This window comes from Halapricum hydrolyticum, assembly GCF_025517535.1.
Lineage (GTDB): Archaea > Halobacteriota > Halobacteria > Halobacteriales > Haloarculaceae > Halapricum > Halapricum hydrolyticum.
Genome location: NZ_JAOPKC010000007.1, coordinates 100,673 through 116,111 on the forward strand (window position 1 = coordinate 100,673; position 15,439 = coordinate 116,111).

17 protein-coding genes and 3 pseudogenes are annotated in these 15,439 nt (G+C 53.7%); 2 read left to right on the forward strand and 18 right to left on the reverse strand.

What is annotated here, in order from left to right; translation table 11 throughout:
- The first annotated feature begins 1 nt into the window (after position 1).
- Complete coding sequence (locus tag OB916_RS08610) at positions 2–517, forward strand: redoxin domain-containing protein (protein ID WP_315908887.1); 516 nt, start codon at positions 2–4, stop codon at positions 515–517.
- Between the two features lie 45 nt (positions 518–562).
- Here the strand turns inward: OB916_RS08610 and OB916_RS08615 are convergent, their stop codons facing one another.
- Entirely contained in the window at positions 563–721 is a 159-nt protein-coding gene (locus OB916_RS08615) for a DUF7559 family protein (protein ID WP_315908888.1), read from the reverse strand.
- Between the two features lie 103 nt (positions 722–824).
- Entirely contained in the window at positions 825–1,241 is a 417-nt protein-coding gene (locus OB916_RS08620; RefSeq protein ID WP_315908889.1) for a CoA-binding protein, read from the reverse strand.
- Between the two features lie 132 nt (positions 1,242–1,373).
- Here OB916_RS08620 and OB916_RS08625 point away from each other — a divergent pair, with 132 nt between their 5' ends.
- Positions 1,374–1,961, forward strand: a complete 588-nt coding sequence (locus OB916_RS08625; protein ID WP_315908890.1) for an FAD-dependent oxidoreductase — start codon at positions 1,374–1,376, stop codon at positions 1,959–1,961.
- A 304-nt stretch (positions 1,962–2,265) separates the two neighbouring features.
- Here the strand turns inward: OB916_RS08625 and OB916_RS08630 are convergent.
- From OB916_RS08630 to OB916_RS17010, 16 genes and pseudogenes are all read right to left on the reverse strand, one after another.
- Positions 2,266–2,733: pseudogene (locus OB916_RS08630) on the reverse strand (DUF6610 family protein); the annotation flags it as partial.
- Between the two features lie 50 nt (positions 2,734–2,783).
- Positions 2,784–4,022: an RNA-guided endonuclease InsQ/TnpB family protein gene (locus OB916_RS08635; RefSeq protein WP_390884063.1), complete on the reverse strand. Its 1,239-nt coding sequence runs from the start codon at positions 4,020–4,022 to the stop codon at positions 2,784–2,786.
- A gap of 56 nt (positions 4,023–4,078) precedes the next feature.
- A pseudogene (locus OB916_RS08640) lies at positions 4,079–4,189 on the reverse strand (DUF6610 family protein); the annotation flags it as partial.
- A gap of 230 nt (positions 4,190–4,419) precedes the next feature.
- Positions 4,420–4,641: a hypothetical protein gene (locus tag OB916_RS08645; RefSeq protein ID WP_315908892.1), complete on the reverse strand. Its 222-nt coding sequence runs from the start codon at positions 4,639–4,641 to the stop codon at positions 4,420–4,422.
- A gap of 122 nt (positions 4,642–4,763) precedes the next feature.
- Positions 4,764–5,423, reverse strand: a complete 660-nt coding sequence (locus OB916_RS08650) for a helix-turn-helix domain-containing protein (RefSeq protein WP_315908893.1) — start codon at positions 5,421–5,423, stop codon at positions 4,764–4,766.
- A 40-nt stretch (positions 5,424–5,463) separates the two neighbouring features.
- Positions 5,464–5,742 carry a DUF7389 domain-containing protein gene (locus OB916_RS08655; RefSeq protein WP_390884064.1) on the reverse strand — a complete coding sequence of 93 codons (279 nt, stop codon included), beginning with the start codon at positions 5,740–5,742 and terminating at the stop codon, positions 5,464–5,466.
- Between the two features lie 111 nt (positions 5,743–5,853).
- The gene (locus OB916_RS08660; protein ID WP_315908895.1) at positions 5,854–6,261 is read right to left on the reverse strand and encodes a DUF6166 domain-containing protein; all 408 of its coding nucleotides are present in this window, start codon (positions 6,259–6,261) and stop codon (positions 5,854–5,856) included.
- 354 nt (positions 6,262–6,615) lie between these two features.
- Complete coding sequence (locus OB916_RS08665) at positions 6,616–8,085, reverse strand: hypothetical protein (protein ID WP_315908896.1); 1,470 nt, start codon at positions 8,083–8,085, stop codon at positions 6,616–6,618.
- Between the two features lie 166 nt (positions 8,086–8,251).
- On the reverse strand, positions 8,252–8,743 hold the full coding sequence (locus tag OB916_RS08670) for a hypothetical protein (RefSeq protein WP_315908897.1): 492 nt from the start codon (positions 8,741–8,743) through the stop codon (positions 8,252–8,254).
- A 105-nt stretch (positions 8,744–8,848) separates the two neighbouring features.
- Entirely contained in the window at positions 8,849–9,289 is a 441-nt protein-coding gene (locus tag OB916_RS08675; protein WP_315908898.1) for a hypothetical protein, read from the reverse strand.
- 89 nt (positions 9,290–9,378) lie between these two features.
- Entirely contained in the window at positions 9,379–9,858 is a 480-nt protein-coding gene (locus OB916_RS08680; RefSeq protein ID WP_315908899.1) for a hypothetical protein, read from the reverse strand.
- Positions 9,859–9,933: 75 nt separating this feature from the next.
- Complete coding sequence (locus OB916_RS08685; protein ID WP_315908900.1) at positions 9,934–10,314, reverse strand: hypothetical protein; 381 nt, start codon at positions 10,312–10,314, stop codon at positions 9,934–9,936.
- 281 nt (positions 10,315–10,595) lie between these two features.
- The gene (locus tag OB916_RS08690; protein WP_390884065.1) at positions 10,596–11,480 is read right to left on the reverse strand and encodes a biosurfactant protein 1; all 885 of its coding nucleotides are present in this window, start codon (positions 11,478–11,480) and stop codon (positions 10,596–10,598) included.
- A 222-nt stretch (positions 11,481–11,702) separates the two neighbouring features.
- Complete coding sequence (locus OB916_RS08695) at positions 11,703–13,499, reverse strand: hypothetical protein (RefSeq protein WP_315908902.1); 1,797 nt, start codon at positions 13,497–13,499, stop codon at positions 11,703–11,705.
- A 435-nt stretch (positions 13,500–13,934) separates the two neighbouring features.
- Complete coding sequence (locus OB916_RS08700) at positions 13,935–14,858, reverse strand: TFIIB-type zinc ribbon-containing protein (RefSeq protein WP_315908903.1); 924 nt, start codon at positions 14,856–14,858, stop codon at positions 13,935–13,937.
- 384 nt (positions 14,859–15,242) lie between these two features.
- Positions 15,243–15,353 (reverse strand): annotated as a pseudogene (locus tag OB916_RS17010) (TFIIB-type zinc ribbon-containing protein); the annotation flags it as partial.
- Positions 15,354–15,439: the final 86 nt, after the last annotated feature.

A 15,439-nucleotide genomic window follows, 5' to 3' on the forward strand; every position in this document is an offset into this window, starting at 1 on the left:
AATGGATCTCGATTTCGACGTTGTAGATCTCGACGAGTCGAACCATCCTGACGAAGGATCCCAAGCCCCGGATTTCGTCCGTCCCCTGGTGAATGATGAGTACTGGGAGGACGTTGCCCTGTCGGAACTTACTGCCGGTGGACCGGTTCTCCTCGTGTTCTACACAATGGACGGGGATTTTCCGGCGACGTACATCTGGAACGAGCTGCGAGACCGTGCGTGGGACGACGATTACGACGTCACGATTGTCGGGCTCTCGATCTCGTCGCCCTACGAGCACAAGACGTTCATCGACGAGCGCGAGATGTCGTACCGACTGTTCAGCGATCCACAGAACGGCGTCGCCGAGGAGTACGGAATCGTCAACGATCTCGATGGGATGGCGGGAATCAGTGAGCCACGGCTCGCAGTGTTCCTTATCGACGAGGAACGGGCGATTCAGTACGCCTGGGTGGCTCAAGAATGGCCAGAATTCCCCGACTACGACGAGATCGAGGACGAACTTGCAGAGCTCTGAGCTGATTGCGCTTCGATCTGCGAATGGGAGAACGAATACCCGGGCTCAGAGTTCTATTTCTCGCAGCGTGTCTGACTGCCCGCAGTAGGGACACTGGAAATCATCGACTGTGACGTCGTCGGACATATCGTACGTGTAGTGGAGTTCGGCCATATCTAGTTCACAATCGCCGTTTTCGCACGCGATTTCAAGCGTCGCAGGCATGCCATTCTATACTCGTCGATGTCGGATAAACCGGTGGGTCGAGGCAGGCATCCTGTGGTATTGGTACACCGTTATCGTCTGGCACTCCTGAATCTCTTTATTATTACGCCGAGGCGACCAGTCGCTGATGTTCTGGTTTCATACACCGGTCCTGGACGACGCGTCGCCCGGCTGCTTCTGCCCGAGTAACAGCTTCGTCGTCGTGAATACCGAGCTGGAGCCAGATAACCTCGATGTCGTCACGGGCGAGGGCTTCGTCGACGATTCCAGCAACCTCTGGACTCGGTCGAAAGACGTCCACGATGTCGACCTTCTCCTCAACATCGGAGAGCGAATCGTAAGCCGGCCGTCCAAGAACCTCATCTGCAGTGGGATTGACCGGAACGATTTCGTAGCCCTGCGCTTGGAGATATTTCGGGATCTCGTGGGCGTCCTTGCCGGGCGTTGACGAGCAACCGACGACAGCGACTGTTTTGTAATCGAGGATTCTTCGGACTTCAGTGTCTGTCTCGACAGGCATACTGTTCCTACGGGCTCGCCTAGGAAAAGGTCATTGTCGCATCGAGACGGACTCCGCTTGAGTTCGAACACCGCATCAACTATTTATTCGGCTGTCCTCCACGCTTATCCCTCTGTAACTGTATATCTCTGTATGGGAGACGTACTAATTGTCGGCGGCGGGCCGGCCGGTCTCAGTGCCGCACTGTTCACTGCAAAGAATGGCCTCGAAACGACCGTCTTCGACACTGACGGGACGTGGATGCACAAGGCTCATTTGTTCAATTACCCCGGGATTGGGTCAATAGACGGCTCGAATTATATCGAGGCGCTCCGCGACCAGGTCGACGATTTCGGGGTCGATCGACACCAAGAAACCGAAGTCACTGCTGTCGAATCAACTGACGGCGGCTTCACCGTCACGACCGACGATGGCGAGTACGAGTCGTCATATGTCGTGCTCGCGACGGGTGCTAATCGAGATCTCGCGGAAGGTCTTGGCTGTGCACTCACCGACGAAGGAATCGTCGATGTGGACGTGACGATGGAGACATCCATTGAGGATGCCTATGCGACGGGTGCGATGGTTCGAGCGGAGGAGTGGCAGGCCGTCATTTCAGCTGGAGATGGCGCTGCTGCCGCGCTCAATATCCTCACCAAAGAGAAAGGAGAACACTTCCACGACTTCGATGTACCAGGGGATGCTGAGGAACTATTCGGCTCTCTCGTCGACTCCTCATAATTCACCTCTCACCTCTTTAAACTGCTCACATACCACATCTTCGCGCTTTTCGAACTGAGTCACTTCTTGCAGCCGTCTCTAATATGCTCGATGCCCACAAGTATTCGGCCAACCCGGGTAATCGAATGAATTTCAACGGGGGCTTCTGCTTAGTCTACACTGAGTGATTGAGTGTTCGGTAGGTTGATTGGAATCTGGTCGATTGAGATGTCACTCTGGTTCTGTTGTTAACTCATGTAGAATCACTCTCTCATACGCTCTTTTTCGAGCCCTCAACCCTTCCAAGGGAAAAACGACTCGCTGCTCAGGCTGGCGGGAAGTAGACGCTTTCTTCGCCGGCTAGCTCTTCGAGCTGATTCTGATGCCGATGCGTGAAGTAGCAGTCGTAGCTACAGTACCCACAGATCTCTCCCGTATCATACTCTGCTACGAAGGGACCTCGTTCAGTCGTCCAAACGTTCACATCGCACTCAGTACACGCTGCACTCTCGATATCACTCGGTGACGGGCCGCGATACTCGAACTCGACGCTGTCTTTCTGAGTTGTCGATTCGGGCCATACGCCTCGTGCCTGCCAGAATTCTCGAACCTTCGCGAGACTATATCGGACCGTTTTTCGGATCGTCATGTGCTCGGCGTCGCGACCACTGTCGTCCCACCCGCTAGCTGTCCAGAACTCGCCGAACTGTGCGCCACGGTGAAGACCATTCCAGTCGAGGCCGACGATATCTGCGGGTGGATCCTCCGTCAACGTGGGACGGGTGAGCTGCTTAGTAAGCTACTACGCCCTGAAGAGCGTGGCATTCAGCGTGGACTCCCGTTCTAACTGCTGAGAGCAGTAGGCGAATACTCGCCGTTCACGTTCAACATCCCGCTGTTCAAGCGCACGCCTACGGGTGCGCCTCCACGCCCAGACTTTTGCTGGTCGCGGAGATACTTCAGACCGATATTCTTCGCCGCGTTGTAATCCGCGTGAACATCGTATCCGCACTTCAGACAATCGAACTCGTCCTGACCGGTGTTGTGTGAACGATTATCCTCGTGGGTAAACCCACATTTCGAGCACCGTTGACTCGTGTACGCTGGATTAATCTGCGTCACCTCGAGTCCGTTTGATTCGGCTTTGTACGTGACATACTCGAACAACTGGTGGAACGCCCACTTGTGAACCGCTTTCGCGTGCGGCAAGCGTTCGCGGATTCCCCTGAGTTGTTCGAATACGATATGCGTACAGTCGTTTTCGAGGGCTTCCTCAACTACTCCGTTCGAGATGGTGTGAAGCATCTGCTCGAAACGCCCGGTTTGCTTGCGGCCGACTCGCTGGACGTTCTCGTGTGCCCACCGAGTTCCTGTCTGCTGGAGATCGCCACGGCGTTTCTCGTATTCTCGATGCCAGTGGTTGATTTCACCACCGCTCCAAAAGCGTCCGGTTGAGGTGGTTGCGATGTTTGTGATACCGAGGTCAACACCAAGGACGGAAACGTGCTTAGTGTCGCCTTGTCCGGCATCATCGTTCTCCACAGCGGGTTTTGTCCGCACGTGAAGGTAGAAACAGTCCTCAACTTCGTCGTAATGGAGTGTGGCCCCTTTCACGTCGTAATCGTCATTGAACAAGTACGCCGAGTGAGGTGTGTCTCGCTGGTCGTCGGGGAGGACAAATCCTGCGGTCACTCGTCCGTCGATGGTGGCGAGGGTTGCGTGGTCGTCGTTGACGGTGACGGTTCGTGCGTCGTAGCTGGCGAACCGTGACGTGAAGTGTGGTCTCGAGGCTTTCTTGCCTTCTTTCCAACGTTCGACACAGCCTTTGACTGCTTCTGCGGCGCGGTTGCGTGCGGCTTGTACGAGGTTGGCCGGAAGCGGTGAGCCGTCTCGAACGTCATAGTAGGTGCGGTCGTGGAGTTTCTGTTTGCTGGTTATTTTCCAGTCTGCTTCCCACGCTACGTCTACGACATAGTTGGCGGCGTCGAGGAAGTGGTCGGTTGTCTGGTGGAGGAGGTCAGCGGCACTCTCGTCCACATCGAGTTTGATGGGAACGGTTCGAGTGCGTGAGCCTTCCACCATCTGTATTTCATATATAGATGCTTGTATTTAAAATGGCTCGGGTTGGTGTTGGGAGTCGGACTCCCTCCAAGTATGTGGACGCGACGACCACGCCAGTCGCTCGGCTCTGAGAACTCGTGAGCGAGCCGATCGGCGTATCCCCGGGAGTACCCGACGACGAGGGGATCGTAAAACCCTTTCCAGCTGTTACTATCCGGCGTTACTCATCGGCTCTACTCTCGAGGACGGCAACGATCTCGGAGAGATAGAAAAGACGGAGATTATCACGCTCGTCCGCAGCTTCTTCGACCGAGCGTCTGAACCCAGAGCGGCAGAATAAGGCGACTTCCTATGCGTCCAGAGTTAGGAATCAGACTATAATAGTCTGAGCTATAATATTCTCGCCTCTAACGTTGTGTCACTCCTCTTGTGAGCGGATTTCTTGTGCCTGATGTTCGAGACGCCGGAGAATTTGAACACGTCCCTGATTCGCATTCTCGTAGGCAACGCAGGCTCGCAGCGTCTCCATGTCGTTGATCGTCACGATACCGGCGTTGATGAGTCGAGTGTTTGGTGGCTCGAGACGCTGTTTTGGCGTAAGACCCTTCGATTCTACAGATTGATCTGCTGACTCACTCACTGATGTTCGCCTCCGCGCTTTTGAGGCGAAAAAAAAAACGGCTCTAAGTTGACCTGCTTTCGTGACCGGCTATACGTATTCAGGCCCCACCGAATATCGTCTTCGACTGCAGGCAACCCAGGTTAGTTTGGGCGGTAATTCGCGTCAGTGTCGACCTCGTCGTACATACGGTCGAGCATGTCGAGGGCTGACTGGAAGTGTGCGTAGTGCTCGTTTGCGAACGCTACGGTTTCTTGGAGGGAGATAACGGGCCGTCCGTCGACCATCTCGGCCTCGATCTGTGCCTCCGACTCGAGTACCACCTGTATCGAACCATCGAGGTCGTCAGCGGGCTGGCGCTCCTCTGCAGTCGAGATTCCGAACCGATCGAAGAACGCCACCCAGGCGTCGAGTTCGGATTCGTGGACGGCGATGAACAGCGGATAGTCCTCTGGGTCGCGAGCGACCTGATAGCCACCACGGGTCCAGACGTAGACCGCATCGATGCCAGTGAATGCATACTCCATTCCCGCGAACTGCGGGAGGACGTACGCCTCCGAGATCGACGGCGGCGAGATGCCTGCTGCCGCCGTCAGGAACTCGAGACCGGCGTCTCGGATCGTCTGGTCGACGAGCTGGAGGCCATCATCGTACACGACGTATCCCGCCTCTTCGAGGCGATTCACGACGCGCCGAATCGTCTCCCGGTTCTCGTCGATCTTCCGCGCGACGCCGGAGATGGAATCCCCTGGGTCAAGCGCGAGAATGACCTTGAGTTCCTTCTCACCGCACACTTCGTACATCCTATGGTTACACAATTCTGTGCAACAGACAAAAGAAGTACTATTCGTGTGGGTCTGCTGGCTGGATCTGGCGAGCGTCTTCGGCGAGGTCGTGGATGTATTCGCGAAGCGTCTCCATATCCTTGCGGGCGTCTTCCAGCGTTTTCGCCTTCACCTTGGCTTTGATCTGGTCTTCATCTCGTGTCCCGGTTCCGCGTTTGAGCTTCACGGTCAGCGAGACACCAACATCAGTGCGCTCGACGTGCTCTGTTCGCTCCGTTTGATCTCCGTTCATTGCCGATTCTGCCGAGCCGGTGGCTGGTTGCTTCGAGTCAGACATTTTATTCCCACGAGGACTATTGGAAGGTCCTCGCACCCCTCCCGAGGGCAAAAAACACGATTCTATCAGACGCCGTCCTTGGGTTATCCGTGCAGCCTGTAACAGGCAATATCACTGTCCTGCAGACGCTGCGAGAACCTCTGGGCCGTTCACACCAAGGGCGGACTCAATCTCGCTACCGGGGAGTCGCCAACGCTCTGTGGGACCGGCGCACTCCAGTTCACTCACAACCTCGTTCTTGAACTGGGTGTAATGCGTTAGCGCAAATTCTTCGTCCTCGGTGTAGTCGAGCAGGAGAGCGAGTGCGAGCTGCGCTGGCCCACTCCCACTGTATCCCCATTCGAACCCCGAGGGACTGTGGTTTACCAGCTTGAGGCTTCGGTCTGGAGTGAGGCGTTCTTGTTCAGGTAGCTTCTCCACGACGGCACGCCCTCGCTGTCGGTAGCCGATGTAGACGATGTTGCGGTCACTTCTCTGGCTTCTTTGTTGGAGCGACTGTGAGTCGATAGTTCTACTCATGGGTCTGTTCGAAGGTACTCGTTCGAGCACCCCCGCACCCCTCAGGGGGTGAAAAACTCTCTTGAAGCAGTAGCTTACAGCAGCATAGAAACCACGTTAACCAACTTTACGAGGAATAACCCGTTTTGTTGGTTAATCACTGGCTGTGCCCCAGAGCTAATTTGATCATTCTCCTGCCCTATTCCCCTTCGGTTCGATGGAAGGTCTCCCAACATAGATCCGTATATACTCTGTGCGGGTAATCCATCACGAGGACACGCATGTTCATCGGTCTACCTTTCGATCTCCGGTCCCAAAATCAATTTAATTTGGTCTAGCGGGGGACAATGTATCACTTCCCTCATTTCTAATCTCTCAACTCATCTGCCGAATTTCCTCAACCATGTCAATATCAGACTGGCGGTCATCCTCTAGGTGCTCCAGCGCCGCGTCACTCTTATCTGCATGTTCGAAGAAAAACAGGAACTCCTCATGTCCCCATTCACCACTCTTATCGACGTAAAGGCGAATGAGGACCTCCAGCATATCCTTCACCGTATTCGTATCATCAGTCGTAATCTCTACTGAGTCACCTTCATGCACCAGTTTGTTCCGTTTGTCGCGGACCGTCGACTGGCTTACTACATTCGATGATCTGGCCACCGTTCTCGCTCGCTGCACAACGGTCGATGTCGTGTCCGTCTCAGTGGTCAATGTGAGCCGTTCAGCACCTCGCCAGTAATCTAGGAATGCGTTTTCTCGGTCAGTATTCGTCACTCCATCTTGGAACGAAGACATTGATTTGACGAGCCTGGCTTCCATTTCGTTTAGACTTCCGTTCAACGAGAGAATCTCATCAAAATATTCTGTATAACGGGAGGCATCGTGTCCGGCCAATATCGTTGAACGGCGTGGTGTCGGATCCGTACTGTACGAGAACTTCAAATAATCACTGTCCTCAAAAACCAAATAAATAAAGGGGAGACGTAAGTCCTGCCACCGTGTGTTCCAGACACTGCTGTTTATCTGCATACCCTCAAGCTGATTTCGAGTTAGCGCAAAATTGATCCGGCCTAGCAGATATTGGAGTGCCTCTACACACCTATCGCTTGCATATCTCGGATCCAGTGCATCAATTTCCATCAACCAGTAGGTTTGCCCCTGCCGATCTAACTGATTCGGCGAGTCGCTAAACCACTCCTCAAGTTTATTTCTGTCATTGATTACGTCTGATTCTTCAGCCCTCTCCTGCTCTGCCTCATACGCCCTGTCGCAGTAGTCGTCCCACTCATCTGATGAAATAGCCTGTACTGAGTATCCTAAACTGTCGTACTCATCTGGTCGCTCAACCTCGTCAAATACTACATTGAGTGGGAACACGATGGTATACGTGGTACGGTCCTGTGTTCCAAGAGTTCGATGAATGTCATCCATGTCCGACCAGAATAGGTCTGCTGTATCACCATTCTCGGATTTCGCTTTCCAGACAGATTCCTTAATCTGCTTTCGTAGTCTTTGTTCACTAAGCCGGAACTGGTCCGTATCAACGTTTACCCGCTCAATAATGGCGCTAATGCCTTCCTCAACCTGCTTCTCATCAGAGTGACTGTACTGATATCCGTCACCGGTGTCCATCTCATGGAGACACTCAGCAACGTTCTCAACGATTTCTTGCTTCGAAGGCTCTCTAACTGCAATATCGTGTTGTTCTAAAATATCACGAAACACATCCGGAGCGATCGAGAGTTCGATTGCCGCCTCAACGACCCCCACATTCCCAGCCGTGTACCGACCGAGCACTTCAAACACTTCGGCCTCGGTCGCTGTCTCTATCTCATCAAACATCTCTGAACGTTCTGACAATATAGCCAGTAGATTGTCTTGTAGCTATTGAAATCGTAGAACTTCTCCCAGGAGCTGAAGCTTCATCTTGTACCGTGTTTCGACACTGCACACACGTTGTTCGATTCTATAAGATTCAGTAGAGGATCCGTAGCATATCGGGCACTCCTCAGAAGTGAACGTCCGCCGGAACGACCCAGAGGTCGTCACTCTCGTCGATGATGCGATCCAGCTGGTCTCGGTGGCGAATCCCGCAACCGTGTTGGTCGTACAGGAAAATCGAGGGACCGTCGTAGGCACCGACTTGATGGAAGGCATGCCGGGCGAGGTTCTCATCACGCATTATCTCATCATCGCTAAGCTCGTCGAGCGCCTCCTGTACTCGATTGAGATTCCGCTGGAACTCGCTATTCGTCGCGCCCCAACCGCGCTCCAGGAGCTCCTGGCCTTCGTCAGAGTCTACGCGCGCTGCAACTGGGAGGCCGCCCCAACGGGCTTTCCCTGCCACCGTGGTGCCTTCTTGATCGAACGTGACGAAGTAGTCGAATACGGCGCCAGCGTGCGAATCGGCTCCAACCAGCCGATCGAACACTGCTTTGCCGGTGGCCACTGCGTCGTCTCGCGTCGATGCCTCTACCAGAGTGTATATGACCATGTGCATCGGTTTTCACCTTTGTCTGCCGACGCACGCGACTGCACACCGCGTCACTACGTGATGCGCCGGCACCCATCGCCGGCGCTCAAAAAATAGTACTGACGATGCTGGCTAGACGTTCTCGATCTCCGACTGGCAGTCCTCCTCCACGACGGTGATCGTCAGGTCTCCACTCTCGTAGTCGGCCTCGAACTCAACTGAGAACGTATCCGAGTTGTAGGCGGCGTGGTACGCACGATGTCGCTTGAGCGACCCGGTCGCCTTGAAGTGGAAGAAGGCAGCAGCTGTGTACGGCTTGCTTGCTGTTTCGACCTGTGCTTCGACTGACGCCGGGAGTGCGATGTGCGGTGTGTCACTGTCGATTCCCGCGGCGAAGGATCGAGCTTCGTCTACGCTTGCTTGCGAATGTGCTGGTGTCTCACCGGTCAACACATTCACGGGTGTTTCCGTCTCATCTGTGAATAGTACGTCTTCGAAGGTACGAGTGCCAAGAATCGCGTCGGGGCTCAGATCACAATCCTCAAACGGATCTTTCGATGGTTGTTCAGACATTGAATCACGAAGCCCTGAGGGCTCAGTCATTCAGCCATCGAAAAACATCCTCTGGCGCTCTTGTACCAACATAGAGCAATTACCCGGGGTCAGTTGCCATCAATCTCGATCTTGACCGTCACGTCATCGAGTGTTTTGTCCGAGTCTTGCAGATGGACGAGAAGACTAAATTCGAGGATTTTGCTGACTCGTTCGGTTCCTGCAGCTGTAAGCATGAATCGAAATGGGCAGGTCAACCGAGCGAGCTTCTCGATCTCTTCCCAATCATCCGGTGATATCTCCTCATCAGGGAGATCTCCGAATAGGGCCTCAGTGTTGTCGAACGCGTCCCACCGATTCAACAGACAAAAATCAGCGAGCGCGTGGCGTACTGTCTCGTGCAACCGGTCGTGATACTCGGGCGGGAGCGACTCATTTCCATCAATCGCCTCTTGGATATGGCCGCGGTCTACGATCGAGAGGAATCCGTCAGACCAATCCTTACGGGTTGGCTTGAGTTCTGAGCCACACTCTGGACAGTAGTTCGCTGTTGGCTCGACTGCGGTGCTACAGCTATCACAGATCGTCATACTACTCGGTTCGACGCGCTCGTCAATCAAATCGACTTGACGAAATACTAGTACTCTGGTCGAGAAATTCGACCGCTATTGTTCGACTGGACTGGGTTCACTGAGGTCTGCGTATAGGACGTCCCCCTCACGAATGACGTACCGTTTCGCCAGAACCGGGAATCGACATTTCGTGTACCCCGCGGTCTGGATGTCGAATTCCTCACCGGGTTCGAGATAGTTGGTCAGCTTTCGGAGGAACTCGTGAGTGGCGAGACCACCTTCGTAGTCAGGAAGCCCGTCCTCACGAGTTTCGTAGATCTCGAAGGTATCGTATCCCCATATGACGAGCTCTCCTTCTTCGTCCACCTCCCAATTCAGGGTCCCGAAGCAATGTGCTTCGCAGAGATGGCGTACTGACTGTGCATCGGTTACGACTGCGCCGGTCGATGTCGTCGCTGCTTGGAGTGTTGCCATTGTTTGCACCCGAGGGCGTTTTCCTGCCCCCGCACCCCTTTGGGGTGACAAAATCGACTGGAAGAGAAGCTGAATCGATGCTGTTGAGATTGCTGAGCGTGCGATACACCCGGTATCCTAGTGTGTCTCGTGAATCCATGATGTACGCCTCTACCGACGTCGGGCGCAGAAGAACGAAGCAGGTACGCTGATGTCTCCCGCTGAAGCCCTGCACTAGGCTTAACCAACAAATTTTCGCACCGACGGTATACGTTGGTTAAGTCCTTGTTCAACCGAGTATCCTACTGAGGAGTTGGTCCGTGACGAGGCGACTGACACACCTGACACTCCCACATCGGCTGGCCCGACCACTCGTCATCTGGGAGAGACTCGAACTCCTGGAACTGATGTTCAGTCATTCGACCGCACTTGCGACATTCAAGCCGTGTTTTCGAGGGAACACTGGGTTGACGATTCTCGGACTGGTCGTCGTCGACGGAACGCTGGAGTGCAATCGACGGCACCAGCCAGACGTCGTCCTCGGCGCTCTCAAGTAGCTCTGTAAGCCGATCTTCATCACGAACGCCGTGCCCTCCCTCCTCGTAGAGGAACGTTGTGTGCGCCCCCTTACGCTGCGACTGCGTCAACTCTGTCTGCCCCGTCCGCTCACGAACGGCTACGAGAAGCTGTTCACCATCTTCGGAGGTGACCCGAACTGCTTCGGGGAGCGAGGGCCACTTGTCGGACAGCTGTGTGGCAGGCTCCGTATTGAGGTCGTAGATCAGTTGGCAGTCGTTGACCGCTGGATCCCTGTCAGCCTTTGTGAGGAGCGTGGCCGCAGCAGCACCCTTCGCGACGGCGGCGTAGAACGTCGACGCCTCGACAAGCAGATGGACGATGTGAAGGAGGTTCCACTCACCCTCAGAGGAATGGTAGTCGCTATTGGTGTCGCCAGGATGGTTGGTAAGGCAGAACTGGCACTTTGTCTGGCAGGCGTGAACTACTGCTCCACAGGAAGAACACTCGTTCTTTGTTGCTTTCGCGTTGTTTGGATATCCTGTACAAGCGTTATTTATCCGTCGATACCTCGGCTCGTCATCATCACAACTTAAGAGTTCTATGTCGGGCATCTGGGTTGCCTCTCCATGCGGTCGAAGTTCCTCGAAATCAGAATGTCGTCCACTCATAGAGTTCTTCAAGTACAATTTCTCCCGTTTTCACGTTTAAACCTCAGTCTGCAGAGACCAAGTGGAACCTGATTTACTCACACATCGGCTATTCATAAGGGGACGTCAGTCCTGAAGCGTTCAATTTCCTCTGTGGTGAACGGATTATTCGCACTAAATGTGAATAGGTTCGTATCACTATGCCCAGAGATACCTTGGTTCAGTCTGTAGAGGCTGGTATGGTCATTCAGGGGGTTCCAACCACGATACAGATGCGAGCGAATTGTTGTCTATCAGATAATTATCAACTTCCGTTCTGAACCCTGCGATACTGTTCAATACCTCTGTATGGTCCGATTCAGCTAGATTTTCGACGGCTTCGAACGTCGGACGCAGGCTACCACGTTGCGTATAGAACCCAAGGAAATCAAGTTCGTCATCCGTCCTGAAGAATCCCTTATCACTTGCATGGATACGATCTCGGACGTATTGTACGAAATCGGCAGGGGAATCAAGTACTCGCGCGATGAGCTCCAGATGGTGTGCGCTCACGATGTACGGGATGGGTTCGCTGTCTAGCAACCGGGTGTATTCGGTCGTCGCCAGATTTCCGTATGTTGTACTCATTACTCCTATCGGTAGATATTGTTCGATTTGACTGAAATCCATATCAAGCTCAAGCGATAGCTCGTCATCATCCTGCTCTTGGAGATACTCAATTCTCTGTTGCAACTGAGATGTTGCGCTGCCAATACCATTCTCAAAATCTGCGCGAATAGCGTCCGGATCTCCCTGAAATGCTTCTTTAGTCAACTGCTTCGATTTCATCTCGAAGAGCAACAGGGTATCACCGTATCGGACCACTGCATCAGTCTCCAGATCTCCCAGTTGGACACTAGTTAAAACCGCCGCATTAGGGAACAAGCGTTGAATACTATCGATAGCCCAGTGTTCGATGACATCGCCCCAGCGCTGACTTCTATCACCTCGGATTCGGTCGTCCATGTTGAGCAGATCGAAATAGAAGGTGTTCAGCATCGTCTCAGCAAAATGGGTGGGCAGTGGCACGAGATATTGCCCTTCAGATTCTACGATTGGGTGTTTCTCTAGAGGATTCAGATGTTCGGACAGCCTGCTGAATTCTGTCTCACCAATGCCGATACTGATCCGGTCGAGAAACGAATCAAACCGGGATTTGTTCTGAATCCCTGCCCAGCACCGCAGGGTGTCCGCATCAAACCAGAGCAGTCGCTCTGCACTATCAAGAACGTGTGCCCATTGCATTTTTTCAGCGAAGCGGCGCTCGCGCCCGGGAACTGATGTGGTGAATTCTTCTGGCGAGATATCATCCCGGTTTCGCCAGTAACTGCCGATAACGCGGAGAGCATCGGCTTGGTACCACCGTAAAGCCTGATAAAGCATTGCTCGCCGATGATAGAAAAACTGCAACATTGCGTCCGCATAGTGTCTTGCGTCGCGAGTCTCGAAGTCAAATTCGTCGAAAAAAGCCAACGTAAACGGGGAGTACAACCGCTCCATTGTCGCCAGTGAATACGCAGGATCGAGGTGATCACTCGCAGAAAGTTTCGCTCGTCGAACGGTCGCCCGCACTCGGTCGAGATCATCCATTGGGTCGAAGCTCTCAAAATTCTCATACAGGTCGTTGTATGCCTGGAGGAGAATACCAAGCAAATCAACCAGGCTGTGGAGGTCCACGCCATATAGTCGCTCAGCTGTGATTGATTCCGTAGGAGGTCCACTGTACACGCCAGAAGGGTCTGGGTAAAAATCAGTAAGTCGGGTAGTGGTTTGGTGCTCGATATGTGAGGATGTTGCGAGACCCAAACCGATCTTGATCGTTTCAGCTGGAAATCCAACTGTCGCTCCACCAAAGTCAGTTTGTGCCCATAATTCCCCCATCGCATGGAATAGATGCAGATAGGTCAGCGCCGAGCGTTGTCCAACCTGTTGTATCTGTGATGATAGCGAGTTGACTACCTTTGCAGGTCTGATGGAATGAACGTGCTCGCGCTGAAACATCTGACCGTTATGTCTCGCTGCAGTCTTCCGAAGGTCAAACCACGTGATTCCAGTAATGAAGGGTTCTAATTGGGTAGTGAAGTGAATCTTGTGACTTGCCCGAAGTCCGGCGGTTAATGTGGGTTCAGATACTTGACAACCGTCACAGATTGATATTGAGGAGTGGTCTGGGGGGTGTTGTTCGCCGCAGAGAATACAGGGTTCGTACTCCATCACGATTTCTGGCCTCGAAGTAACACATCCAACCGGCTATGTATAAACGCTGTTGCGAGCATGAAAATCAAGCACTGGGCTCGAATCATATTGTAGAGTGTCTGATTGCAGAATCTACACTGCTAAAGTCAGCTCTCAAGATTACGAGTGGTATGAGCAACCTGAACACACATAGTAAATGTTGGTTGCTGGGCCATTTAATTCGGCACAGATTCAGTGTCATCAATCAACCAGCTTGACGAGGCTTGCACTGTGTGACCGCACCGTGGCTGCGCTCACCTTCGCCGCCGCAGCGACTTCTGACTGCGTCAGACACCGTCCTTCTTCGCGACTCGCCTTGTACAGACAGGCGGCTGCAAATCCGGATGGCTTGACGCCGGATACTGCTTCTGTCGATTCCGACTGTTCAGCCAACCGCCGAGCGCGCTGTCGGATGTACGCTGGAACATTGAGTTCTGACGCAAGCCGGGGGATGAATTCGCTCGGGCGAACAGGCTGGGTCGGCAGTCCAAGTTCTGTATTCAGCGTCTTGTACGCATTCGCGACTCTCGATTGTTCGACGCGTGCTGCGTCGACGACGTCGTCAAGTAACCGCGAGTGACCATTACAGCGACAGGCTCCGTACACGCTAGCTGCCGCTATCGCCTCGATTGATCGGCCTCGAAGCAGGTCTTCGGTTTGAGCGCTCCGGAACAGTTCACACGCCTGATCACGGACCGAACCTGAGAGCTCGAGGACGCTCGCGATTCTTCGAACTTCACCCAGCCCGTGTGCGAGGTTTCGCTCGGCTTTCGACTGGAACCGCCCACGATTCTGTTCCCGCCGCATTCGGGAGAGCCGCTGGCGCTTTCGTCCGGAGAGTTGGTTCCCGTTTGCATCTTTCCAGCGACCGATCTCGGTCGACAGCCCTCGGTCGTGACGTGCCGCAGTCAGTGGAGCGCCCGTCCGCTTTCGCTGGTCCTGATCGTGAGTTCTCCATTCAGGACCGTGGTCGATTCGTTGTTCGTCAATAACGAGTCCACAGTCCTGGCAGACAGTTTCAACGCTGTTCGTTCTCACCTGGCCCTTGCACTCTGGACACGGAGTGAGCCCGTCGTTCAATACGTCCTCGTCGAATCCGTTCTCGTAGATGTCTCTCGTCGCCATTGGTAGTTCGCGAGGTGTCTGCACCCCGCACCCCTCTCAGGGGGAGATAAACGGCCGCGGACATGGCGGTGTGTGGATGTCTGCTGAGCTATTTTGGGGAGGCTTCGGAGACGCGGTGAACAAACGGGCCTATCGTGAATACAAGGAGACGCTTCTGCTCTACACTCAGCATTTCAAGCATCAGTCGTTCATTCGGAAAGCCCAACAGAGTCGCAGCAAGTCGCTCTACAGCATAGATTAAGATGAGAAATCCTGTGAATCCGAGGACCCCTCTGAGCTGACCAAGTGACTTCTTGTACGTCAAGATAGAAAATAGTTGCATTAGGAACTATTCAAATTTGATGGAAGGCAGAGCTATCTTCCACTCGTCTTGATCGTTACCTCCCATTCAGGGCCGTGGTCGATCCGTTGTTCGTCAATGATGAGTCCACAGCCCTCGCAGATTGTTTCGACGAATCGGTAGTGATGGCTATTACACCCTGGACCATCCGTGTTCGGTTAAGGAGAGAAACCGAGAGACGCTAGCGTTTTGATGAGGTTATCTTCAGAAACCGCGTAGAGAGAGGTTGTGCTACCTGAAC

Coding starts and splice junctions, on each gene's coding strand:
- OB916_RS08610 (WP_315908887.1), top strand. CDS start 2: ATGGATCTCGATTTCGACGTTGTAGATCTCGACGAGTCGAACCATCCT.
- OB916_RS08615 (WP_315908888.1), bottom strand. CDS start 721: ATGCCTGCGACGCTTGAAATCGCGTGCGAAAACGGCGATTGTGAACTA.
- OB916_RS08620 (WP_315908889.1), bottom strand. CDS start 1,241: ATGCCTGTCGAGACAGACACTGAAGTCCGAAGAATCCTCGATTACAAA.
- OB916_RS08625 (WP_315908890.1), top strand. CDS start 1,374: ATGGGAGACGTACTAATTGTCGGCGGCGGGCCGGCCGGTCTCAGTGCC.
- OB916_RS08635 (WP_390884063.1), bottom strand. CDS start 4,022: ATGGTGGAAGGCTCACGCACTCGAACCGTTCCCATCAAACTCGATGTG.
- OB916_RS08650 (WP_315908893.1), bottom strand. CDS start 5,423: ATGTACGAAGTGTGCGGTGAGAAGGAACTCAAGGTCATTCTCGCGCTT.
- OB916_RS08655 (WP_390884064.1), bottom strand. CDS start 5,742: ATGTCTGACTCGAAGCAACCAGCCACCGGCTCGGCAGAATCGGCAATG.
- OB916_RS08660 (WP_315908895.1), bottom strand. CDS start 6,261: ATGAGTAGAACTATCGACTCACAGTCGCTCCAACAAAGAAGCCAGAGA.
- OB916_RS08665 (WP_315908896.1), bottom strand. CDS start 8,085: ATGTTTGATGAGATAGAGACAGCGACCGAGGCCGAAGTGTTTGAAGTG.
- OB916_RS08670 (WP_315908897.1), bottom strand. CDS start 8,743: ATGCACATGGTCATATACACTCTGGTAGAGGCATCGACGCGAGACGAC.
- OB916_RS08675 (WP_315908898.1), bottom strand. CDS start 9,289: ATGTCTGAACAACCATCGAAAGATCCGTTTGAGGATTGTGATCTGAGC.
- OB916_RS08680 (WP_315908899.1), bottom strand. CDS start 9,858: ATGACGATCTGTGATAGCTGTAGCACCGCAGTCGAGCCAACAGCGAAC.
- OB916_RS08685 (WP_315908900.1), bottom strand. CDS start 10,314: ATGGCAACACTCCAAGCAGCGACGACATCGACCGGCGCAGTCGTAACC.
- OB916_RS08690 (WP_390884065.1), bottom strand. CDS start 11,480: ATGAGTGGACGACATTCTGATTTCGAGGAACTTCGACCGCATGGAGAG.
- OB916_RS08695 (WP_315908902.1), bottom strand. CDS start 13,499: ATGTTTCAGCGCGAGCACGTTCATTCCATCAGACCTGCAAAGGTAGTC.
- OB916_RS08700 (WP_315908903.1), bottom strand. CDS start 14,858: ATGGCGACGAGAGACATCTACGAGAACGGATTCGACGAGGACGTATTG.